Below are 21,531 nucleotides of genomic sequence, written 5' to 3'. Positions count from 1 at the left end.
TTACCCCCTTAAAGCCGGATACGCGCGCCGACGGTCACGAACCGCCCAACGGTATCGTAGAAGGGCGAGAACAGCGAGGCGATCGGCGGATCCTTGTCGAACAGGTTCGAGACGTTGGCGTAGACATCGATCTCGCGCGTGCCGGCCTTGATCGTCTTGCTCAGCTGCAGGTCGACATAGGTATAGGCCGGCACCCGGTTGTTCGTGATGTTCTGGTTCCGGTTGTAATAGCCCGGCGCGATATAGCGCGCGCGCACCAGCGCGTTGAAGCCGTTGTCTGAATAGCCGATGCTGCCATTGATCCGCCAGTCGGGCATGCCGGTCACGAAGGCGTAGCTCGTATTCTTCACATATTCGATCCGGGCGAGGCCGTCGTCGATGCTCAGGCTGTTCACCCAAGTGCCGACCAGCCGGAAGTTGAGCCGCCGGCCGGGATCGCCGCCCAGCGAGGTCGTATAGGCAATCTCGCCGTCGATACCGTTGGTATTGTAGCGCTGCAGGTTCACCGAGTTCGATTGCACGCGGAGCAGATTGCCGCCCGCATCGCGGAACACGCGCGCGCACAATTCCTGATTGCCGCCGCGGCAGCGATTGACCAGATCCTGCGCGCCGACCGACGCGATCACGCCGTTGATCGTGATGTCGAAATAGTCGAGCGACGCGGTCAGCCCGCGCAGCGGCGAAGTGGTGACCCCCGCAGTCCAGGTATCCGCCTCTTCGGGGAGCAAATCGGGGTTGCCGCCGCCATGGATCAGCACATTCACCGTCGAGCTGACGTTGGTGACCGGATTGACGTCGACGATATTGACGTAGCTGATCGTCTGGGTGCTGTAGAGCTCGCTCAACGATGGCGCGCGGATATCGCGCGATCGGGTCACGCGGCCGATCACGCCGGGGACGAACTCGTTGGTCGCGCCCAGCTTCCACGACCAGATGCCGCCGCTGTTGCGATAGTCGGAATAGCGCGCCGCACCGTTGAACTCGAGCTTGTGGAAGAACGGCACGCCCTTGAGCAGCGGGATCACCACTTCGCCAAAGGCTTCCTTGACCGAATCCTTGCCCGACAACTCGCCGAACTGGAAGGTGGTGAAGGCACGTGCCCGGTCGAGCGCGCCGGACACCGACTGCACCGATTCCCAGCGTCCCTCGACGCCGACCGCGATCGACACCGGGCCCGCCCACAGCTCGAACGGCTCGCCGCGCAGGCTGATACCGAACGTGTCGAGCTTGGTGGTCGAGCGTTGCTGCGGCGTGCCGGTGACATAGTCGATCGCCGCCTGCGACGGCGCGCCCTGACCGAACAGGTTGATCGGCACACAGTTGGTCGATGGATTGGTCAGCGCGATCCGGCAGATGGGCGTTCCGCCCGGCCCGGCCACCGAATCCACCGCATTGGCGAACTCGGTGGTCAGGCGGAAGCCGGGGGTGTCGATGTTGTTCTGATACTCGCCATGGCTGTAATAGAGACCGTAGCGCCACTTGCCGCCGCCGAAGCTGCCGTCGAGCGCGATCGTCCCCTGATAGGCTTCGCGTTCCAGATCGATCGTGGTGTAGGAAAGGTCGGAGTTGAACCGGCCCATGGTGAAGCTGGTCTGCCCGGCCAGAAGCATCTGATCGCGGATTTCGGGCCGCAGGAATGCGTTGTCGCGCTGGATCGTGAGGCCGCCGCGATTGTGGTCGCCGAACCAGGTATAGTTGCCCCAATAGCGCGAATAACGGCCTTCGACCGTCAGCTTTGCGTTGTCGAAAACCTCGTAGGACAGGTTGATCAACCCCGCGACGCGCTTTTGCGGCGTCGCCAGCGGGCTGTAATTGTCGTCCGACGGCGCCTCGCCGCCGATCATGTTCGCGCCGACCGTGGTGCCAAGCGACGGGGTGCGCAGCGTGCCGTCGGGGTTGAAGCCCTTGCCCGCGTTGACGCCGCTCAGGATGATGCCGCCGATCAGCGCGTTGGCGTAGCCGACATCGGGGGTCAGCGTGGACACGCCGTTCTGCGTGATCAGCACCCAGCGCCCGGTGTTCGGCCGCGCGGTCTTGGTCATCAGACCATCATTCTGCAGAAACTCGCCGCCGATCATGAAATGGCCGCGGCCGCCGGCAAAGTCGGTGCCGAACGCAGCCTCGAGCCGGCGCTGCCCGGCATCGCCATATTCGGTCGAGATGCCGGCCTCGGCGCCCAGCCGGAAGCCCTTCAGATCATGGTCGAGCAGGATGTTGACCACCCCCGCGACCGCGCCCGACCCCCAGGCCGCCGACGCGCCGCCGGTGACGATATCGACATTCTTGACCAGGATGGAGGGGATGGTGCTCAGGTCATTCTCGCTGGCGAAGCGGCGCCCGTCGAGCAGCGCCAGCGTGCGCGTCGCGCCAAGCCCGCGCAGGTCAACCGGCATCCGGCCCGCCTGCGCATTCGTGCCCGAGGTCTGCGGCGACTGGCCCGCCTTGAACTGCGGCAGATCGGCGAGCGCGGCTCCGACATTGGCACGGCTTCCAACGCCCAGCTCCTCGGCGCTGACCCGGGTGAGCGGGGTCGGCGATTCGAAGCCAGGCCGGTCGATGCGTGATCCGGAGATAACGATCTCGGCCTCGCGCGCCTCAGCCTCGTCCGGCTGCTCCTGCGCCGCGGTGTCCTGGGCTCGAGCTGCGGATGGCTGCGTAGACACCGCGGACAGCGCCGGCCCGGCCCTGTGGATCACCAGGACCCGGCCGGTACGGCGGACGCTGAGGCCGGTTCCGCGCAGCAGGATCGTCAGACCGCCATCGACGCTGTGCGCCCCTTTCAGCGGCACGCTACGCATCCCGCGCACGACATCGCCGCTGAACGAGACCTGCTGGCGTGCGGTCTGCGCGAACTGCCGCAGCGCGGAGCCCAGATCCTGCGCCGGGATGTCGAAGCTGTAGGTCTGAGCCTGCGCAACCGCCGCTACCGGCACGGCCAGCGCGATCGCCGCCGCCGAACATGCTGCCGTCCTGATGTTTCGCGTCCTGATCATCGTCACGTCCCCCTGAACCGGCGTCTGGGTGCGCCTGGGGGAATAAGACGCGCCATGTCCGAAACACCGTCCGGGCCAATCCGGAAAAAATGCACGGACCAAAGGATGTGTAACTTTATTGCGGGGTGATCGTGATCGTGTCGCGTTCGCGGATCACGCGAACCGGCAGCGTCTCTTCGACGCCCGTCGCAAAGGCCTCGACATCGCCGGTGTTGAACACGCCGTTCACCCGCAGCCGGCCCGCCGTGCCCATCAGCTCGATGCGCCGCGCCGAATAGCGGTTGATCCGCCCGGCCGCGAGGCTCAGCGGCTCGTCCTCGAACACCAGCTGGCCGCCCTCCCATGCCAGCGAGCGAACCGGATCGGCCCTGCCAAGCTGCGCTGGCGACTGGCCCGCCATACCGACCACCAGCTCGCGGCCCGGCGTCAGCGCTACCTCCTGGCCGCCGCGGTTCAGGGCGGGCAACACTTCCGCCGCCTTCTGTCCCGCCGGCTGGTCGAGGATCACAACCCGGCCCTCATAGAGGATCACGCGCAGCTTGCCGTTGATCATCTCGACACTGAACGATGTGCCCGTCGCCACCACCAGCTTGTCGCCGGCACGCACGCTGAACGGCTTCAACGGGTCCTTGGCCACATCGAACTTCGCCCGGCCAGACACGAGATGCAGCTCGCGCCGGTCCCCGCGCATCCGCACATCCACCTCGGTCGCGGCATCCAGCGATGCGCGCGACCCGTCGTCGAGCATCACCACCCGCCGCTCGCCGATCCCGGTGCGGTAGATATCGGGGACACTGTTCCACCACCACGCCCCCGCTCCGATCGCGATCAGCACAGCCGCCGCGGCGGCTATCGCGCGGCCGGTCATCGCCCGCCGTGCCCAGCGCCACTGGTTGCGCCGCCGGAATGTCGCCAGCGCGCGCTCGCGCACCTCGATCAGCTCGGGCGAAGCCGCGACCTCGCCCACCTGCCGCCACAGGCTGCTCGACCGTTCGAAGGCGGCGAGGTTGTCGGGGCTCTCGTCCAGCCATGCGTCGAAGGCGCGCTGCCGCTCGTCCGAGAGCGGTCCGTCCGCCAGCTCAAGGCACCAGGCGCCAGCGGCCTCGAACCGCTCGGGCACAGGCGCGCGCGGGCTCAAATCGCGTCTCCCAACTGCATCGTCAGCCGCGCCATCGCCCTGGTCAGATGCTTCTCGACCGTACGCACCGTGATGCCGAAATTCTCCGCGATCACATCCTTGCTCATATATTCGAGGCGATACAGCACGAAGATCGCCGAGGTCGTCGGATCGAGCTCGTCCAGCGCTGCGCGCAGCGCCGCGATCGAGCTGCGCGCCGCGGTCACCCGGAACGGGTCGATCAGCTCGATCGCCTCGCCGTCGATCTGCCCCAGCGTCTCGCGATAGGTGCGCCGGACCTGCCGGCGCCGTGCCCGATCGCGCAACAGGTTCGCCGCGACCTGAAACAGATAGGCGCTGCCCGAACGCATCGGCATGTCCGGCTGCGCGGCGATGCGCGAAAAGACTTCCTGCGTCAGGTCTTCCGCCTCGGCATGATCGTGTACGCGGCGGAGAAAGAACGCCATCAGCGCGGGACGGAATTCCCGGCTGAGCTCGACAACATCCTTTCCGTAAGCAGCGCCCATGCACCCTCAGATCGCAATCGTGAGGACATTAGACGCGCAGCGCCGGATTCTCCGCCCGCTTTTTTGTTGGGGTGACCGCGGTGCCCGCTACGGTCCCTCGTTCAGGAAACGCGCGACATTCTCCGCATCGGCACGCGACATGCCGCTCGCCATCGGCTGCATCACCCCGGTGAGCATCGCGTAGGTGATCCGCTGCCGCGGCATGGCCTTGAGATCGGCGCGCGTCGGCGTGCCGGGCTGGCGGGCATTGTGGCAGGCGGCGCAGCGCGCCTGATAGATGGTGCGCCCCCGCGCGATCATCTGCGCCGCCGGGACCGGCTGGGCAGCACGCACCGGCTTCCGGACTGCGGCAGGCTGCTTCGCCACAGGTTGGGGCGGTTTCGCGGTGCGGGCGACCGGGGCCATCCCGCTGCGCAGGCCAAAGGCCTGGATCCTGTCGGTCCCGACCAGCACCATCCCATCGGCGACGGTCGCCTCATTATATTTGCCGGTCGGGAACAGCACGCCCGGCGCGTTCTTCCACAACAGCTTCAGCGACAGCGCGTCAAAAGCATAGAGCACCGGCTTGGGCGGGGTCTCGCCATAGAGCGATGCGCTGCGCGGGGCGTTTGTGTCGAGCACCCACACGATCCCGCCGGCGCCGCCATTGCTGCTGATCACCGGCGAGCCCGGATTCTGAAAGGCCTGCGTCTCCTCGAGCGCATCGACGCGCAGGAAGGCCGGCTTGCCCGGCTCGGTCACGATCCGGACCCGCGCCAGACCCGGCGGGACGCTGACCGAAAAGTCCCGGCCCGCTTTGGCACTTCCGGTCGCGAAGACGTAGGCCGCGCCGTTCGCCGCCTGAAAATAGGCGGGCGTGCTTCGGCTCTTCGCCTGATCGAGCATGCTCACATAGTCGGAATAGGGGCCGAACAGATTGACCGGCCCGCGCATCCCGAAATGTGGTTGCGGTTCGGGGGCCAGCAGCGAGCCGTCGGTATCGGGATCGGTCGCGCACGCCTGGCGCTTGACCGTCCCGCCGGGCATATGGTCGCGGTCGAGCAAATAGAGATTGCCCTGCTTGCCGCCCAACACCAGCAGATGCGGGGTCGCCGTCGCCTCGCCCGGAAGATCGATGGCGATCGTCCCGCCCGCGCCCAGATCGATGTCCGCCGATCCTGCCTGACAATAGTTGAACGGCGAATAGGTCCCGGCCAGCGTCAAGCCGGCGTCGCGGTCGTCGCGGAACTGCAGCACCGAATGGCCCCAGTTATGCGCGCTGTCGGGGAAGATGCCGGCAACGCCCTTGCGCGCGCGGGCGAGGAACTTCGAGCCGGTAGCGATATGCACGCGCCCCTGCGCATCGACCGAGGGGCCGCCCGATCCCCACATGCCGCCCTGATCCTCATCGGTGCTGGCGGTCGACGAAAAAGCCGTCACGACTGCCGCACGCGCCGTATCGAGGGCGACCATCCATCCGCTCGAATCCGGGCCGATCGCGATATAGAGGCGCGCGCCATCGGCGCTGAGGTTGAGCGCGCCGCGCTGGATGATCGTCCGCCGATCGTCGAACCGGTTGGCGCCGTTGCGGTTGATCCCCGGCCGGTTGAGCGCATCACCGCCGAGGCTGACGGGCCAGCCCTGGACGGCGCTGCCGTCGCGGATGTCGAGCGCGTGGACGCGCCATTTGGCGGTGTCGTCGCAGCTGGTGACATAGATGCGCTGCGCGGTACGGTCGATCACCGGCGTCGCGAGGTTGCCCCATTCGCCACCCTCGCACGGCTTGTCGGCCAGCTTCGCACGCCAGAGGATCGTACCCGGCGCGGGGTTGGTCCCGGGCGACGCGTTGATCCCATAGGCATAGCCGGTCGAGGTGACCGCATAGACCACCGCCAGCGTGCGGCCGCTGTACCGGCCGGCGGTCATGCCGACCGACCCCAGATAGAGCGGCGTGGCATAGAGCCGTGCGGGCACGTCGCCGAATCCATCGAGCGGGGGCGACTGCCAGAGCGGGCCGAAGCGGCCGCTCGCGACCGCCGCTGGCGTCAGCAGCCGTTCGGCGCTGTTCCAGCCGGTGCGTTGCGCATCACCATGAAAGGCCGGTTTATCGGTGCTCAGCGCGGCCGGTGCCAGGGCTAGGCCCAGCCCGAGCAACGTCGTCGTGACGGCGGTTCTCATCGGGTTTTCTCCCTGTTCGCCAGAACGATCCCGCCGCGCGGGACCGGCAGACCCGCGGTCCATGCGACGGCGTTGACCAGCATCTGCTGCACCTCGGGCCGGTCGAGCGCCGCGAGGTAATGGACTCCGGTTGTCCCGAACCCGCGCCCGCCGCCGGGCCGGTCGAACGCCCAGGCGATCGTGCGCCGGGTGGGCGGCAGCTGCGGCGCGGCCTCCAGATGGAGCATGCCGGTCAGCACCGGCGTGACGCCGCTCGGCGCATAGTGGAGGGTAGGATAAAATTCGTCGCGATAGGCGAAGGCCCCCACCCCGCGCGCGACCGGATGCCGGGTCGGCGTCAGCGCGACCGTCTCGACCGTGCGGTCGATCATCCCGTAGCGCACCCCGCCCAGCCAGCCGGCGAGATCGATCGCGCGATCCTCGGGCAGCAAGGTCGACGCCTGGTGCAGCGTGACCAGCCCCACCCCGCGCTTCATCAGCGTGGCGAAATGTGCGCGCCGTGCGGGATCGCGAAGCGGATGATGCTCGAGCCCGTCAAAATACCAGAGGATCGTCGCGGCATCGTCCAATGCCTTAGCATCGGCGGGCCAGCCGTCGGGATAGGCGCGGATCGCGAAGTTCTTCGCGATGGCAGGCGTGGCTTCGAGGAGGGCGGCGATCCGGCGCACGCCGTTCCGGCTCTCATGCACGCCGGGATTATGCGGCGTCGTTCCGCCGATCAGGACGATGGTCCGTGCGGCAACGCTGCCGGGCGCGAGCAACATCAGCGCCATGAATGCCGTCCCTGCGGCGATCCTCAGGTCGCGCACGAGATGCCGCATCCCTCCCTCCAGCTGTTATCTGCCCGCATCCTATGCCGGAGCAGCGAGACTAAAACCGGGGTCGGCCTGCGTTCATACCGCGCATTTTGCGCGCTTTCACGGTGACCTGTACCGGCTCGGCGGGACACCCAGCACACGCTTGAACATCGTCGAGAAATTACCCGGCCCGTCATAGCCGAGGTCATAGGCGATCGACGTGATCGGCTCCCCCGACACCAGTTTCGGCAATGCCGCCGACAGGCAGGCCTGCTGGCGCCATTCCGCAAAGCTCATCCCCGTCTCGCGCCGGAAAAGCCGGGTGAAGCTGCGGCGGTTCATCGCCATGGCGTCCGCCCATTCGTCGATCGTCGCGGCGGCGCTGGGGCGTTCGAGAAAGGCGTGGCACCGCCGCGCGAGCGCGGGGTGCGACGGGAACGGCACCGCCAGCGGGATCTTCGGCGCGCGGTCGATCTCCGCCATCAGCAGCCGCATGACCAGACCGTCGCGTCCGTCGATTTCATATGCCGGCGCGACATCGGCGGCGGCCGAGAGCAGCAGGCGAAGCAAAGGCGACACGCCGACGACCTGGCATCGCACGCCCCGCCCCGGACACTCGCCGGGTTCGACGAGGACGCTGCGCGTCTGCACCGCCCCGACCATCCGGACCGAATGCGGCGTCCCCGCCGGAATCCAGACCGCGCGCTCGGGCGGTGCGACCCATGCGCCGTCCGGGGTGCTGACCGCCATCACCCCCGTCGCCGCATAGAGAAACTGGCTGCGGCGGTGCCGGTGCTCAGCCAGTTCGAACGAGTCCGGAAAGGCGTGCCCGATCGCGATCACCGGGCGCGCGACATCGTCATTCTCGTCAGGATAGAAGTCCATACTGTCCCGTTCGCAGAAATGAATGGCTCACACAACGAAGCGGGAACGATATGCGCTTGCTAGGGCACGCTCGCAACCGACCGAGAGACCCCGTCGTGACCGAGACCACCGCCAGCCTGATTGCCTCCCCCGACATCGCCCCGCCGGCGCCGTCCTATCCTGACGGATCGAAGCTGGTCGTGCAGATCGTCGGCGCGGTCGCGGTCGCGCATCTGCTGAACGATCTCATCCAGGCCGTGTTGCCCGCCATCTATCCGATGCTGAAGGAGAAATACCGGCTGAGCTTCGGCCAGATCGGCTGGATCGCGCTGGTCTACCAGTTCACCGCCTCGCTGCTTCAGCCCTGGATCGGCCTCTATACCGACAAGCGGCCGCTGCCCTATCTGCTCCCGCTCGGCATGATCGTCACCCTTGCCGGGATCGGCGGGCTGGCGATGGCCGCAAGCTATCCGGCCCTGATCCTGGCCTCCGCCGTGATCGGGGTCGGATCGGCGACCTTCCACCCGGAGGCGTCGCGCGTCGCGCGGATGGCATCGGGCGGCCGCTTCGGCACGGCCCAGTCCGCCTTCCAGGTCGGCGGGAACACCGGTTCCGCGCTTGGCCCCATCATCGCCTCGGTGATCATCCTGCCGTTCGGGCAGACCGCCGTGGGCTGGCTCGCCTTCGTTGCCATCGCGGCGATCTGGGTGCTCTTCGGCGTCACAAAGTGGCGGATGCACCACAGCCGGACACAGGCTGGCACGACCACTGCCTCGATCGTTTCGCCGCACAGCCGCCGCGAGATCGTCCGTGCGCTCTCCGCGATCGGCATCCTGATGTTCGCCAAGTTCATCTATATCGGCGCCTTCACCAACTACTTCACCTTCTACCTGATCGAACGGTTCGACCTGACCGCGCGCGAATCCCAATTCTATCTCTTCTGCTTCCTCGCCGCGGTTGCCGTCGGAACCTTCGCCGGCGGGCCGGTCGGCGACCGGATCGGCCGGAAGGCGGTGATCTGGGCGTCGTTCCTGGGGGTCGCGCCGTTCGCGATGGTCCTGCCCCATGCCAATCTCTTCTGGACCGCCACGTTCGCCATCCTGATCGGCCTCATCATGTCATCGGCTTTCGCCGCGCTCGTCGTCTACGCGCAGGAGCTCGTCCCGGGCCGGGTCGGACTGGTGTCCGGGCTGATGTTCGGCCTGATGTTCGGGATCAGCGGAGTCGGGGCCGCGGGTCTGGGTCAGCTCGCGGACCTCAACGGCATCGTCTGGGTGTACAAGTTCTGCGCCTATCTGCCCCTGCTCGGCCTCGCCACGATCCTGCTGCCGTCCCCCGGAGAGCGCTAGCCGCGTACCGGCACCCGAATTGCCCTTTTACCGCGCGCGGTGGCGGCTATCCTTGGTGCTTGTGCCCGAACGGGGCTGGAGACCAGTCGTGATGCGTCGCCATTGCCTGAAGACCGCTGCCATCGCGGGGGCATTCCTGATCGCGGGCGTTGCGATCGGATTTGCCATTCCGCGCACTGCGCAGGTCACGTCAGGTTCCGGCGCGACAAGCCTCCCCGATCACGCCGCTCCCGGGTCGCCCGGACGCAACTTCTTCTCGCCGGATATCCGGAACGACGCGCATGTTCGCCGGGAACAGCTCAAGGTCGTGGAGATGCTCGAGCAGCAATGTCGAACCACCCGGCAGAACTGCGAACTGGCCGCGGCCGCCCGGCAAGCGCTGACACGGACCGACTAGGGATACAGGCCGTCATTCGCTGCCTGCACAGGCGGCGGCCACCTGCCCCTTAAGGATTGATCGATATATTCATGCTTTAACGGCCGCTCCAACGGTCGGGGCCGGGCTCACGTGAATTTCATGCAAGCACCAGCCAAGCATGCCGGCCTTGAATTGCCGCCAGCCTCCGCCTGGCTTCTGCCCGCAATTGCCCTGCTCGCGCTGACCTTCATCAACCCGATCGGCTATATGGGCGGCGGCGGCGACGACTGGCATTATCTTCAGGGCGCGCGCTGCGCCGTGCGCGAGGGACTATGCCTCCCCCAAACCCATTGGGAGGCGCGGTTCCCGCTCGTCCTGCCGATGGCGCTCGCCATGCGGCTCTTCGGCGAAAGCGCTGCCCCGGTCCAGCTGGCGCCGCTGCTCTACACGCTCGCAGGACTGGTCCTTTTCTCGCTCAATGTCCGGCGGCTGTTCGGCACGGCCGCAGCGGCGATCGCCGGAATCGTGCTCGCCGCCACCCCCGCCCTTTCGATGCACGCGCTCCAGCCGATGGTCGATGCCGTCGAGTTCGCCTGGTGCATGGCGGCCCTGCTGGCGGGGCAATGGGCGCTCGAACGCAGATCCCGAAACCTTGCTGCACTGGCGGGCGCTTGCCTCGCCCTCGCGATCTTCAGCCGCACGACATCGATCGTCATGCTGCCGATCTTCGGTCTGATCTGGTTGCAGCTGCCGCGGGATGCTCGCCATCTCATACTCCCGTTCTGCGCAGGAATGGCAGCGATCCTCGCGGTGGAGGCCGCAACCTATTGGATCGCGGCAGGAGACCCGTTCTACAGCTGGCGGCTCATGCTTCGCCACGCGCGGATACCGAGCACGGAACTGGCGCCCTGGGTCGATACGACAAGGAGCCCGCTGCTGAACCCGGACTTCATCGCCGGCTGGCGGCCCAGCATGGGCATCCAAGTCCATTGGTCGGTCGACCCGGTGTTGAATCTGCTGGCCGATCCGAAATGCGGCCTCACTCTATCGGGCGCGCTCGGTCTTGCCATCGTCTACCGGGACGTGTGGCGCGCCGATCGCCTGCTGATGCGCGTCAGCGGCTATGCGGCGCTCCATTTCGTCGTGCTGACCTATGTCCTGGCGGTGGATCCCAAACCGCGGATGTTCTGGATCGAATTCGCGAGCGCCGCGGCCGTGGTTGGAGTCATTACCGCCGGCGCCTGGAAGACGGGCCGCCGCTTGCTCCCTGTCGCTCTGCTCGTCCTGATCCTCGCACGCGGTCTCCTGCTGAGCTACGACAGGCCCAATCCGGGCAATATGGCTGCCGTGGCGGACGCGTGGGTCGCCAGACTTGGCCCCGGCAACGTCGCGACCGACGAATGGACGCGAAGAACCCTGGCCTTGATGCCGAGCGTGGCGGCGCTTCCTGTTCAGAGCGAAGCGGTGCGCCGCTACCGGCTCGTTCTAGCCGAACACGCCTGTCCGCCGGGGCGTATTGTCGCGGCGCAAAGATGGACGCGGAACGAGTGGACGCCGTTCGCATGGGCGCGCGAGCATGCGTTGTTCATCGGCCCGCGACTGGAACCCATCCTCTGCGTGATCGATCGCGGTTGAACCGAGGCCCCTCCCCCTAAGGAGGGATGGAGCGGGCACCCGCCGCCTTCCATGATGGCGCATCGTCAATCATCTGAAGCAGGGCCGCCATGCGCTACGCAAGACTTCCGATCGAAGTCGAATCTCCCGAAGAGTTCGGCTACGGCAATATCCGCAACAATCTCGCCGAAAGCTCGATATCGGATCGCAGGCTTTCCGATCTCGGGCTGACCATCCCCGACCTGACCCTGCTCTATACCGAGCATCGCGGCAGCGCGTCGCTGCGTGCGCTGATCGCCCGCGACGGTGAAGGCCTCACCGCCGACGATGTCCTCGTCACCACGGGTGCGGCGGGCGCGCTGTTCATCATCGCTACGGCCCTGCTCGCGCCGGGCGACCATATGGTCGTGGTGCGCCCAAATTACGGCCTCAACCTGGAGACGCCGCGCGCCATCGGCTGCGACATCACTCATATCGACCTGACCTTCGACACCGGCTTCCGCATCGACATCGACGCGCTCGCCGCGGCGGTCACCCCGGCGACGAAGATCGTCAGCATCACCCACCCGCATAACCCGAGCGGCATCCTGCTCAGCGAGAGCGAGCTTCGCCGGATCGCCGGCATCGCCCGCGACAATGGCGCCTATCTGATCGTCGACGAAACCTATCGCGAGCTTTGCTTCGGGGACCTCACCCCGCTCGCCGCGACACTGGGCAGCCACGTCATCAGCGTCTCGTCGCTGTCCAAGGCCTATGGCATCCCCGGCACGCGCATGGGCTGGCTCATCGTCAGGAACCCCGAACTGCACGAGATCTTCCTCGCGGCGAAGGAGCAGATCGCAATCTGCGGCAGTGTGGTCGACGAATGGATCGCCGAGCAGGTGCTGTCGCGCAAGGACGCGATCCTCGCCGAAACGCTCGCCGAAATGCGCATCCGCCTCGCTTTGGTCAGCGAGTGGATGGCCGGCGAAGAGATGCTCGAATGGAACGCCCCGGCAGGCGGCGTGGTCGGCTTCGTGCGGATGCGCGGTGAGCCGGCGGGCGGTGTCGCCGCCTTCTACGATCGTCTGCTCAACCAGCATGGCACCTATGTCGCGCCAGGCCATTGGTTCGACCTGCCCGACAGCTATTTCCGACTCGGCTATGGCTGGGCGACCCGTGACGAGCTCGAAGCCGGGCTCACCGCCATCTCCGCCGCCCTGCGCGGATGAGCCCTTGCGGCCGGTCCGGCGATCCGGACCGGCCGTTTCACGCCACCGCCAGCCGGTTCCACACCGTCTTGGCGATCGCGATATCCTGCACCGCGACCCCGGTAAGGTCCGCCACCACGATCTCGTCCGGCCCGAAGGCGACCGGCCGCCCAAGCAATTCGCCGAGCTCGATCAGCGCCTCGGGCGCGATCAGCCCCGCGCGGACCGCCCATCCCGCTTCGCCATGATCGACGCACTGGACGCGGGAGTCGACGACCACGCGCGCCCGCCCGGTCAGCCCGGTCTCCAACTCCTGCTTGCCCGGCGTATCCGCCCCCACCGCGACGATCCGCGTGCCGGGCCGCACCATCTCCGTGCGCAGCCAGGGCGTCGTCGAGGGCGTCGTGGTGACGATCAGGTCCGCACACTCGCACAGCTCGGGCAGATCGACCGCGCGCCCGCCGATCTCCGCGGCGAGCGCCTCCGCCTTGTCCGCGCTGCGGCCATGGACCAGCACCTGCTTCAGCCCCAGCAGGCGTCCGATCATCCGCGCCTGCATCCGCGCCTGGATGCCGGTCCCGACGATCCCCAGCACAGCGCTGCCCGGCCGTGCGATCGCCCGCGCGCTGATCGCGCCCGCCAGCGCGGTCCGCATATCGGTCAGATAGCCCTGGTCCTTGAGCATCGCGAGCTGCTCGCCGGTTCGCGCGCTCACCACGATCATGAAGCCGTTACTCGACGACAGGCCCAGCTCGGGGTTGCGATAGAAGCTGGTCGCGAACTTGAAGACGAACACGTCGTCGCCGGTGATGTGGCCGCCCTTCACATGGCAGTCGCCCGGCGGATCCTCGAAGGCGAGATGCGACACGTCCGCGAGATGGACGCCACCGTGCTGCATCCGGCGAAAACCGTCCTCGACCGCCGCCATCGCGGCGTCCTCGTCCAGCGCAGCCTCGATTTCCGGCAATTCCACGATCCGCACACCCGTCTCCCTTGAATGGTTCGCGACAAGTTCGTGTCAGCTATCGCGCGCTAGTCTATCCCCCTGATGGAGGGGTGACCGGATCATGCTGCATACGGCCCTGACGGAGATCATCGGCGCAATCGGCGAAACGGACTTCGCCGCAACCACGGCAGGCGCGCTGCGCCATGCCATCGGCTTCGACCTTGCCGCCGCCGTTCTGCATCGTCGCGACGCGGAGGCCCGGCTGCTGTTCGACGATTTCGAGCCTGCCGGGCATGCGCAGGGCATCCGCAACTATGTCCGCTTCACGCACCGGATGAACCCGATGCTCGCCCCCGCCTCCGTTTGCGGCGCGGTGCGTGCCAGCGACTTCGCGCTGCGCCCGCACCAACCCTTTGCCGGGGCGGACCGCTACCTGGTGTGGACGCAGGACGAGGAAATGGGGTTCCGCACCCTCGGCTGGCCCGAGCGGTGCGAGGAGATCGGCCTTTACTTTCCCGCCTGGGACGGCGTCGTCGAATTGAGCTTCTATCGCGCGCGCGGCCACGCCGGCCTGTCCGCCGGCGAACTGGACGAGTTGGATGCCTTCGCCGCCCCGGTCGCCGCGGCGTTCAAACGGGATGCGGCGGTGCGGCCGTCGGCTGCGGCCACACAGCTCTCCGTCCGCGAGTCCGAGGTCTATGAGCTGCTGATCGCCGGCTGCTCGAGCGAGGCGATCGCGCTGCGGCTCGGCATCAGCCGCCACACCGTCAAGGACCACCGCAAACAGATCTTCCGCAAGATGCGCATCGGCTCGCTCGCCGAACTCTTCGCCTCGGCCCGCCGCCCCAACTGATCCCTCTCCGGAGGGATGGCTGACCCGGACCTGCATCTGCACAGTCGCCACCAAATTTCATCGGTGACGGAGGCAGAGTTGGATCCCTTTTTCGAGCAGATCGAGGCTGCGCATGCGGCGATCCGACCGCAGGTGGCGGTCACGCCGCTGGTGCCCAGCCCGGCACTCTCCGCCGCTTTGGGCTGCGACGTATCGCTCAAGCTCGATCACCTCCAGCCTACGGGCTCGTTCAAGATCCGCGGCGCGACCAACAAGATCCGCACGCTCGATGCCGATACCCGGCGCCGCGGCGTGCTGACCGCCTCGACCGGCAATCACGGCATGGCGGTCGCGCGCGCCGGCGCGATCGCGGGGGTGCCGGTCACCGTCTATGTCGGCAGCGATGCCGCGTCGTCGAAGGTCGCCGGGATCCGCGCGCTCGGTGCCGAGGTCGTCACGGTCGACGGCCCCGCCTTCGCTGCCGAGAGCGCGGGACGCCAGCGCGGCGAGGCGGAAGGCATGGTCTATATCTCGCCCTATAACGACCCCGCGGTGATGGCCGGGCAAGGCACGATCGGGATCGAACTCGGCGAACAGGGCCCTGACCTCGACGCGGTGTTCATCGCGGTCGGCGCGGGCGGACTGATCGGCGGGGCCGGGATCGCGCTCAAGACGCTTCGCCCGGAGATCGAGGTAGTCGGCGCATGGCCCGAAGCCTCGCCCTGCATGCTGCGCGCACTCGAGGCGGGCCGGATCGTTCCGACCGAGGAATTCCCGACACTGTCCGACGGCACCACCGGCGCGATCGAGCCGGGTTCGATCACCTTCCCCGCCTGTCAGCGCGTCATCGACACCCGCATTGCCGTCAGCGAGCCCGAGATCGCAGGGGCAATGCGCCGTATCGCCGAAACCGAGCGCTGGATGGTCGAAGGCGCCGCCGGCGTCGCCTTCGCCGCACTGATCCAGCAGGCGGATCGCTATCGCGGGCGCAAGGTTGCCGTGGTGCTGTGCGGCCGCAACATCGCGCTGGACCTGTTCCTCCGCGCAGTCGGATGACTCATCGCCTAGTCCGGCGTGCGGGCAGTGTAGAGCGGCGTGCGGAACACCCGCTCGAACCGCTCGCCGCGGTCGCGCAGCGCCATCGCCTCGACCGCATCCAGCCGCACGGTGCGTTCGGCAGGCGGAAGCTGCCGCACCGCGGAGAAGGTCGAGAACAGCGCGCGCAGCGATGCCGGGGTCATTTCGAGCCGGCGGGCCAGCATGACATGGCTCACCTGCTGCAGGCCTGCGGCGGCGAGATCGGCGCAGCGCGCGTCGGCGTCGAGCGAATAATGCTGGCCGGACAACAGCGAGGGCGGCCGCGCAAGGCCGTCGAACAGCGCGTCGAACAACGGATCCTCGCCGGCCTCGTGAAACACGTTCCACCACATCGCGAACGCCCCGCCCGGCCGCAGCAGCCGCCGGACCTGCGCAAGCGCCGGACCGGCTTCGAGCCAGTGGAAGGCGGTCGCCGCGACGATCAGATCGAAGGCATGATCGCCCGGCACCTGCTCGCCGAACATCCGGCAATCGACCGTCAGCCGCGCCTCGCCCCAGCCGCGCAGATGCCCGGCCAGCGCCGGATCGGGCTCGACCGCGGTGACGGCAGCGCCCGCGTCCAGCATCCGGCGTGTCGCCTGGCCGGTACCCGGTCCGATCTCGAGCACCCGCGCGCCCGGTCCAAGACCGCACCGGTCGCCCAGAATCTCGAACAGCGCTTCGGGATAATCGAGCCGCCCCGCGGCATAGCCCGCGACATCAGCGCCAAAGGCAGTGGCGCCAACCATACGGTCGAGTGCAAGCGTCATGCGGGAACCTCCTGCCGTCTCTTTAGCCATGCGAGCCTGTCCCCGCGCTGTCGCGACAGCGCGGTGAAAGTGGCGCCCAATTAGGACCTTCATATGATTGAACTGGATCTCGACCGCGACGAAGCGGAAGCGCTCGCCTGGATCGACAGCCTCGCCCCGGCCCTGCTCGAACAGACACTGGCATGGTCGTCCGTGAACTCGGGCAGCGCCAATCTGCCGGGGTTGGAGCGGATGGCCGAGCTGATCGGCGACGAGCTCGATCGCCTTGGCGGCACGGTCACCCTGCGCGACCCCGCCCCCTTCGCCTATCCCGACGCGCGCGGCGATCTCCAGCCGGTCGCGCACGGCCGCAATCTCCACTTCCGCCGCGACGCGCCGGGTGCAGCGAACCGCGTCCTGCTCGTCGGGCATATGGACACGGTGTTCGGCGTCGATCACCCGTTCCAGACCGCCCGCTGGCTCGACGAACATACCATTTGCGGCCCCGGCGTCGCCGATATGAAGGGCGGCATCGTCGTCATGCTCGCCGCGCTCGGCGCATTCTACCGCTCGCCGCACGCCGACCGGCTCGGCGTCGAGGTAATCGTCAACGCCGACGAAGAAGTCTCCTCCATCGGCTCAGCCCCCCTGCTCGCCGAGGCCGCGCAGCGCTGCACCGTCGGCCTCGCCTATGAACCCTCGGCGACGCCCGAGGGTGTACTCGCCGGCGCGCGCAAGGGTTGCGCAAACTTCGCCGTCACCGTCGTCGGCCGCGCCGCGCATGCCGGCCGCAACCCGCAGGACGGCCGCAACGCGATCGTGGCCGCGGCCGAGCTTGCCGGGCGCATCGCCCTGCTCAACGGCGCACGCCCTGGCCTCACCGCCAACCCGTCGCGGATCGACGGCGGCGGGCCGGAGAACATCGTTCCCGACCGCGCCGTGCTGCGCTTCAACCTCCGTCTCGCCGATCCCGCAGACCAGCAATGGGCGCTTGACACGCTGCATGCCCTGACTGCGGAAATCGCCGAACGCCATGATGTCGAGGCCACGCTTCACGGCGGCATCCAGCGCCCGCCCAAGCCGTTCGATGCGCGCCAGCGCCGGCTGTTCGAGCTGGTGCGCGATTGCGGGGCGGCACTCGAGCTCGATATCGCCTGGCAGGCGACCGGCGGTGCGTGCGACGGCAACAACCTCGCCGCACACGGCCTCGCAGTCGTCGATACGCTAGGCGTGCGCGGCGGTGCGATCCATTCCGACCGCGAGTTCCTCATCGTCCCCTCGCTGGTCGAGCGCGCCAAGCTCTCCACGCTGCTGCTGATGCGGCTCGCGAGGCTCAACGCTCCCCTATCAACGCCTGGCGAGTGACTCGAAGAAGTCGAAGGTCCGGCGTAGCGCCAACAGGCTGGCATCGCGCGTCGCTTCCGGCGTTGCGGCTAGCCAGCCATGATCGGCACCGGGGATCGTCACCAGCTCGGCGCGAACGCCCGCACGCCGCAGCGCGGTCGCCATCTCGACCGATTGGGCACGCGCCACAGTCTCGTCCGCCGAGCCGTGGATCAGCAGCATCGGCGGCGCGTCCGGCCCGACGCGATGGAACGGGCTCGCCGCACGCGCCGTCTCGACACAGGCCGCGGGATCGCAGCCAAGCAGCCCCGCGACATTGACCCTGGGCACCTGCGAAAGATCGAACACGCCATACCAGAGCGCCGCGCCCTGCACGCAATCACTGCCGGCAGGCGCCACCTTCGCCTTCAACGCAGCGATTTCGCTTCGTTCCAGCCGGCCGGTTGAAGGCGGCGGCGCAAATGCCGGCTCGCCGCAACTGGTCGCCGCCAGCGCGGCAAGGTGTGCGCCCGCCGATCCGCCCCACAGATAGACACGGGCAGGGTCGACTCCCAGTTCTGCGGCATGCGCGCGCAAATGACGGATCGCCGCCTTCACATCCTGGATTTGCGCCGGAAACCGTGCCTCACCGCTCAGCCGATAGTCGACCGAGGCGACGACAAAGCCCCGGCCCGCAAGCGACGCGAGCACCTCGGGCCAGTCGGCATAGGCGCCCGACGTCCGCGAATCCCCCCGGCTCCACCCGCCGCCATGTACCCACAGCACCGCCGGACGCGGCCCTGCACGGCGCACGGGTGCGTAGATATCCATCCGCACCGGGCGGAAGCCGTCAAGATTGGAGATCTCGACCTGCGGTGTCGCGACGACGCCGCCGGGGAAGCGCACGCTTGTCTGCGGAAAGACGTCGCGCCGCACGGTCTTCGCCGCGATCTCGGCCTGGCGCTGCGCAGCAGCCGCCCCGTTCCACAGCGCGAGCACCGCCAACATGGGCAGCAACCCGCGCTTCATGCCGCCGCCTCGCTCGGCGCAGCGAGCAGCCGCTGCAGCAGGGCCGGCAGCATTCCGCCCCGCGCGGTCACCTCGCACTCGACCTTCGTGTCCGCCGCCAGACAGGCGGCCAGTTCCCGGCTGTCGTCGCCATCTTCGATCCGCAGAATCAATTCGGCTCCCGGCGCAAGCATGACCGTCTCGGGAAACACGATCCGCGCGTCGGGCGAAAGCGTGCGCAGTGCGATGCTGTCTGCCCCGGAAACCGTCAGCGGCAGGATCGCCATGTTGATCAGGTTGCTGCGGTGAATCCGCTCGAAGCTCGCCGCAATCACCGCACGTACGCCGAGCAGCCACGGTCCCTTCGCCGCCCAGTCGCGCGACGATCCCGTGCCGTAGCGCTCGCCCGCCACGATCACCAGTGGCGTGCCGTCCACGGCATAGGCCTGCGCGGCATCCCATAGCGGCATTTCGCGCCCGCTGGGGGCGTGGATCGTCCGCCCCGGCCCGGGGCCGAGCAGGTTGCGGACGGAGGGATTGGTGAACAGGCCGCGGACCATTGCCTCCCAATTGCCGCGCCGCGATGCATAGACATTGAGGTCGCCCGGCGCCGCGCCGCGCTCGATCAGATAGCGCGCCGCCTCGCTGTCAGCCGGGATCGAACCGGCCGGCGAAATATGATCGGTGGTGATGTCGTCGCCCAGCACGAGCAGCGGCCGCGCCTCCGCGCCGTCAAGCGGCGTGCGGCCCTCGGCACGGACAAAGGGGGGCGGACGCAAATAGGTCGAGTCCGCATCCCATGGGAAGCGCGCGCCGTCCGGCGCGGCGAGCGCCTGCCAGTCGGGATTGGCCTCCACCGCGGCATAGCGCGCCGGCACATCCGCGGGTGACAGCGCCGCCGCGAGCACGCCGTCGATCTCGCCCGCGCCGGGCCACAGCGTATCGAGGAACACCGGGGTTCCGTCCGGACTGCGTCCGATCGGATCGGCCGAGATATCGCGCGCAGCGTCGCCCGCCAGCGCAAAGGCGATCGCCAGTGGCGGAGAGACGAGGAAGCTCTCACGCACATCGGCATGCACACGACCGGGGAAATTGCGATTGCCCGAAAGGACCGCCACCGGTTCGACCCCGCCCGCAACTGCCGCCGCCATCATCGGCACCAGCGGTCCCGAATTGCCGATGCACGTCGTGCAGCCGACGCCGACGATCGCAAAGCCCAGCTCCTCGAGCGGCGCCAGCAGCCCCGCGCGCTCCAACAGCGCCGCCGCGGCTGGCGATCCGGGCGCAAGCGAGGTCTTGACCCAGGGTTTGGGCTTCAATCCGGCGCGTACCGCGTTGCGCGCGAGCAGGCCGGCGGCGACCAGCATGCGCGGATCGCTGGTGTTGGTGCAGCTGGTGATCGCGGCGATCGCCACCGCGCCCGCCGGCACCGCGCCTGCCGCCATGCCGCCGGCGATCAGCTGCTGCGTGTCGCCAACGGCGCGCAGGTCCTGCGGCCGCGCCGGACCGGCCAGTCCCATCCGCACCTCGGACAGGTCGATCGTCAGCGTCTCGCGATAGGCAGGCTCGGCCGCGGAATCGAACCACAACCCCTGTCGCCGGCAATAGGCCTCGACCAGCGCCAGCGCCCCGGCGTCTCGCCCCGTGTCGCGCAGATAGTCGATCGTCCGCGCATCGACCGGGAAGAAGCCCATGGTCGCGCCATATTCGGGCGCCATGTTCGCCACCGCCGTGCGCGTCCCGGCGGAGAGTGTCGCCACGCCCGGCCCGAAGAACTCGACGAACCGCCCCGCAACGCCATGCGCGCGCAGCCGCTCGGTCACCGCCAGCGCGAGATCGGTTCCCATCCGCGCGGGATCGAGCGCGCCGGTCAGCCGCACCCCAACCACCTCGGGCACGCGCAGCACCACCGGCAGCCCCAGCATCGCCGCCTCCGCCTCCAGCCCGCCGACGCCCCAGCCCAGCACGCCGATGCCGTTCACCATCGGCGTATGGCTGTCGGTACCGATCAGCGTGTCGGGCACCGCCCAGCGCTCGCCGTCGCGTTCCTCGATCCGCACCACGCTGGCGAGCTTCTCGAGGTTGAGCGTGTGCATGATCCCGGTCCCGGGCGGATGCACCACCAGCCCGGGCATCGCCCCCGACGCCCATTTCATCACGCGCAACCGTTCGGCGTTGCGTGCCCGCTCGCGCGCCATGTTCAGCGACGCCGCATCCGCTCGGGCGAAATGATCGACGGCGATCGAGTGATCGGTCGATACGTCCACCGGCAGCACCGGACCCACGCGGCCCGGATCACCGCCCGCCTCCGCGACCGCGTCGCGCGCGGCGGCGAGGTCGACCAGCGCCGGCACGCAGGTCGTGTCGTGCATCATGATCCGGCCCGGGTGGAACACCAGCTCCACGCCGTCGTCCCCACCCTCGATCCATCGCGCCAGCGCCGCGGCACCGTCCTCACCCCCGGCGCGCAGCAGATTCTCCGCGATCAGCCGATGGATCACCGGCATGGCGCCCAATCGGATGCCGAGCCGCGCGGCCAGATCGGCGATTCGCAGCCGCTGCCCTGCCAGGTCGAGAATCATGCCAAACCTCGTCGAAAAATCGTCCGATGGCTCGACCGCTGGACGATA

At 68.2% G+C, this 21,531-nt stretch carries 17 protein-coding genes; 7 read left to right on the top strand and 10 right to left on the bottom strand.

Annotated features, from left to right (window positions below):
• Positions 1-8: 8 nt before the first annotated feature.
• The 6 genes from AC07TU_RS13500 to AC07TU_RS13475 all read right to left on the bottom strand — a co-directional run bounded on the left by AC07TU_RS13500 (position 9) and on the right by AC07TU_RS13475 (position 8,476).
• Positions 9-2,993, bottom strand: a complete 2,985-nt coding sequence (locus AC07TU_RS13500; RefSeq protein ID WP_495188439.1) for a TonB-dependent receptor — start codon at positions 2,991-2,993, stop codon at positions 9-11.
• A 115-nt stretch (positions 2,994-3,108) separates the two neighbouring features.
• On the bottom strand, positions 3,109-4,131 hold the full coding sequence (locus AC07TU_RS13495) for a FecR domain-containing protein (protein WP_495188438.1): 1,023 nt from the start codon (positions 4,129-4,131) through the stop codon (positions 3,109-3,111).
• Entirely contained in the window at positions 4,128-4,637 is a 510-nt protein-coding gene (locus AC07TU_RS13490) for an RNA polymerase sigma factor (protein ID WP_495188437.1), read from the bottom strand. The genes AC07TU_RS13495 and AC07TU_RS13490 overlap by 4 nt, the downstream gene beginning before the upstream one ends.
• Before the next feature lie 87 nt (positions 4,638-4,724).
• Entirely contained in the window at positions 4,725-6,794 is a 2,070-nt protein-coding gene (locus tag AC07TU_RS13485; RefSeq protein WP_495188436.1) for a c-type cytochrome, read from the bottom strand.
• A complete protein-coding gene (locus AC07TU_RS13480; protein ID WP_495188435.1) occupies positions 6,791-7,615 on the bottom strand; it encodes a ThuA domain-containing protein in 825 nt (274 codons plus the stop codon). The genes AC07TU_RS13485 and AC07TU_RS13480 overlap by 4 nt, the downstream gene beginning before the upstream one ends.
• Before the next feature lie 96 nt (positions 7,616-7,711).
• Positions 7,712-8,476 (bottom strand): AraC family transcriptional regulator, encoded by a 765-nt coding sequence (locus AC07TU_RS13475; protein ID WP_495188434.1) that lies wholly within the window; start codon positions 8,474-8,476, stop codon positions 7,712-7,714.
• Between the two features lie 95 nt (positions 8,477-8,571).
• Between AC07TU_RS13475 and AC07TU_RS13470 the strand changes: the two genes are divergently transcribed.
• From AC07TU_RS13470 to AC07TU_RS13455, 4 genes are all read left to right on the top strand, one after another.
• Positions 8,572-9,804 (top strand): MFS transporter, encoded by a 1,233-nt coding sequence (locus tag AC07TU_RS13470; protein WP_495188433.1) that lies wholly within the window; start codon positions 8,572-8,574, stop codon positions 9,802-9,804.
• 88 nt (positions 9,805-9,892) lie between these two features.
• Positions 9,893-10,201 (top strand): hypothetical protein, encoded by a 309-nt coding sequence (locus AC07TU_RS13465; RefSeq protein ID WP_495188432.1) that lies wholly within the window; start codon positions 9,893-9,895, stop codon positions 10,199-10,201.
• A 120-nt stretch (positions 10,202-10,321) separates the two neighbouring features.
• On the top strand, positions 10,322-11,797 hold the full coding sequence (locus tag AC07TU_RS13460; protein ID WP_495188431.1) for a glycosyltransferase family 39 protein: 1,476 nt from the start codon (positions 10,322-10,324) through the stop codon (positions 11,795-11,797).
• A gap of 89 nt (positions 11,798-11,886) precedes the next feature.
• Entirely contained in the window at positions 11,887-12,987 is a 1,101-nt protein-coding gene (locus AC07TU_RS13455; protein ID WP_495188430.1) for an aminotransferase class I/II-fold pyridoxal phosphate-dependent enzyme, read from the top strand.
• A 37-nt stretch (positions 12,988-13,024) separates the two neighbouring features.
• On the opposite strand, the gene AC07TU_RS13450 is transcribed toward AC07TU_RS13455, so the two are convergent.
• Complete coding sequence (locus tag AC07TU_RS13450; RefSeq protein WP_495188429.1) at positions 13,025-13,948, bottom strand: Rossmann-fold NAD(P)-binding domain-containing protein; 924 nt, start codon at positions 13,946-13,948, stop codon at positions 13,025-13,027.
• 85 nt (positions 13,949-14,033) lie between these two features.
• Here AC07TU_RS13450 and AC07TU_RS13445 point away from each other — a divergent pair, with 85 nt between their 5' ends.
• On the top strand, positions 14,034-14,765 hold the full coding sequence (locus AC07TU_RS13445) for a helix-turn-helix domain-containing protein (protein WP_495188428.1): 732 nt from the start codon (positions 14,034-14,036) through the stop codon (positions 14,763-14,765).
• Between the two features lie 78 nt (positions 14,766-14,843).
• Entirely contained in the window at positions 14,844-15,800 is a 957-nt protein-coding gene (locus tag AC07TU_RS13440) for a threonine/serine dehydratase (RefSeq protein WP_495188427.1), read from the top strand.
• Between the two features lie 8 nt (positions 15,801-15,808).
• On the opposite strand, the gene AC07TU_RS13435 is transcribed toward AC07TU_RS13440, so the two are convergent.
• The gene (locus AC07TU_RS13435; protein WP_495188426.1) at positions 15,809-16,591 is read right to left on the bottom strand and encodes a class I SAM-dependent methyltransferase; all 783 of its coding nucleotides are present in this window, start codon (positions 16,589-16,591) and stop codon (positions 15,809-15,811) included.
• 93 nt (positions 16,592-16,684) lie between these two features.
• Between AC07TU_RS13435 and AC07TU_RS13430 the strand changes: the two genes are divergently transcribed.
• The gene (locus AC07TU_RS13430) at positions 16,685-17,935 is read left to right on the top strand and encodes a hydrolase (protein WP_495188425.1); all 1,251 of its coding nucleotides are present in this window, start codon (positions 16,685-16,687) and stop codon (positions 17,933-17,935) included.
• On the opposite strand, the gene AC07TU_RS13425 is transcribed toward AC07TU_RS13430, so the two are convergent.
• On the bottom strand, positions 17,918-18,922 hold the full coding sequence (locus tag AC07TU_RS13425) for an alpha/beta fold hydrolase (RefSeq protein WP_495188424.1): 1,005 nt from the start codon (positions 18,920-18,922) through the stop codon (positions 17,918-17,920). The genes AC07TU_RS13430 and AC07TU_RS13425 overlap by 18 nt on opposite strands.
• The gene (gene acnA, locus AC07TU_RS13420; RefSeq protein WP_495188423.1) at positions 18,919-21,483 is read right to left on the bottom strand and encodes an aconitate hydratase AcnA; all 2,565 of its coding nucleotides are present in this window, start codon (positions 21,481-21,483) and stop codon (positions 18,919-18,921) included. The genes AC07TU_RS13425 and acnA overlap by 4 nt, the downstream gene beginning before the upstream one ends.
• Between the last annotated feature and the right edge of the window lie 48 nt (positions 21,484-21,531).

The organism is Sphingomonas sp. GW821-FHT03E12, assembly GCF_059420685.1.
This window is presented reverse-complemented; position numbering and strand designations above follow the sequence as displayed.

Bases quoted from the DNA above. Each gene is read 5' to 3' on its own strand.
- AC07TU_RS13425 (WP_495188424.1), bottom strand. From the start codon at position 18,922: ATGAAGCGCGGGTTGCTGCCCATGTTGGCGGTGCTCGCGCTGTGGAAC.
- AC07TU_RS13475 (WP_495188434.1), bottom strand. From the start codon at position 8,476: ATGGACTTCTATCCTGACGAGAATGACGATGTCGCGCGCCCGGTGATC.
- AC07TU_RS13455 (WP_495188430.1), top strand. From the start codon at position 11,887: ATGCGCTACGCAAGACTTCCGATCGAAGTCGAATCTCCCGAAGAGTTC.
- AC07TU_RS13480 (WP_495188435.1), bottom strand. From the start codon at position 7,615: ATGCGGCATCTCGTGCGCGACCTGAGGATCGCCGCAGGGACGGCATTC.
- AC07TU_RS13485 (WP_495188436.1), bottom strand. From the start codon at position 6,794: ATGAGAACCGCCGTCACGACGACGTTGCTCGGGCTGGGCCTAGCCCTG.
- AC07TU_RS13430 (WP_495188425.1), top strand. From the start codon at position 16,685: ATGATTGAACTGGATCTCGACCGCGACGAAGCGGAAGCGCTCGCCTGG.
- AC07TU_RS13435 (WP_495188426.1), bottom strand. From the start codon at position 16,591: ATGACGCTTGCACTCGACCGTATGGTTGGCGCCACTGCCTTTGGCGCT.
- AC07TU_RS13500 (WP_495188439.1), bottom strand. From the start codon at position 2,993: ATGATCAGGACGCGAAACATCAGGACGGCAGCATGTTCGGCGGCGGCG.
- AC07TU_RS13460 (WP_495188431.1), top strand. From the start codon at position 10,322: ATGCAAGCACCAGCCAAGCATGCCGGCCTTGAATTGCCGCCAGCCTCC.
- AC07TU_RS13445 (WP_495188428.1), top strand. From the start codon at position 14,034: ATGCTGCATACGGCCCTGACGGAGATCATCGGCGCAATCGGCGAAACG.
- AC07TU_RS13490 (WP_495188437.1), bottom strand. From the start codon at position 4,637: ATGGGCGCTGCTTACGGAAAGGATGTTGTCGAGCTCAGCCGGGAATTC.
- acnA (WP_495188423.1), bottom strand. From the start codon at position 21,483: ATGATTCTCGACCTGGCAGGGCAGCGGCTGCGAATCGCCGATCTGGCC.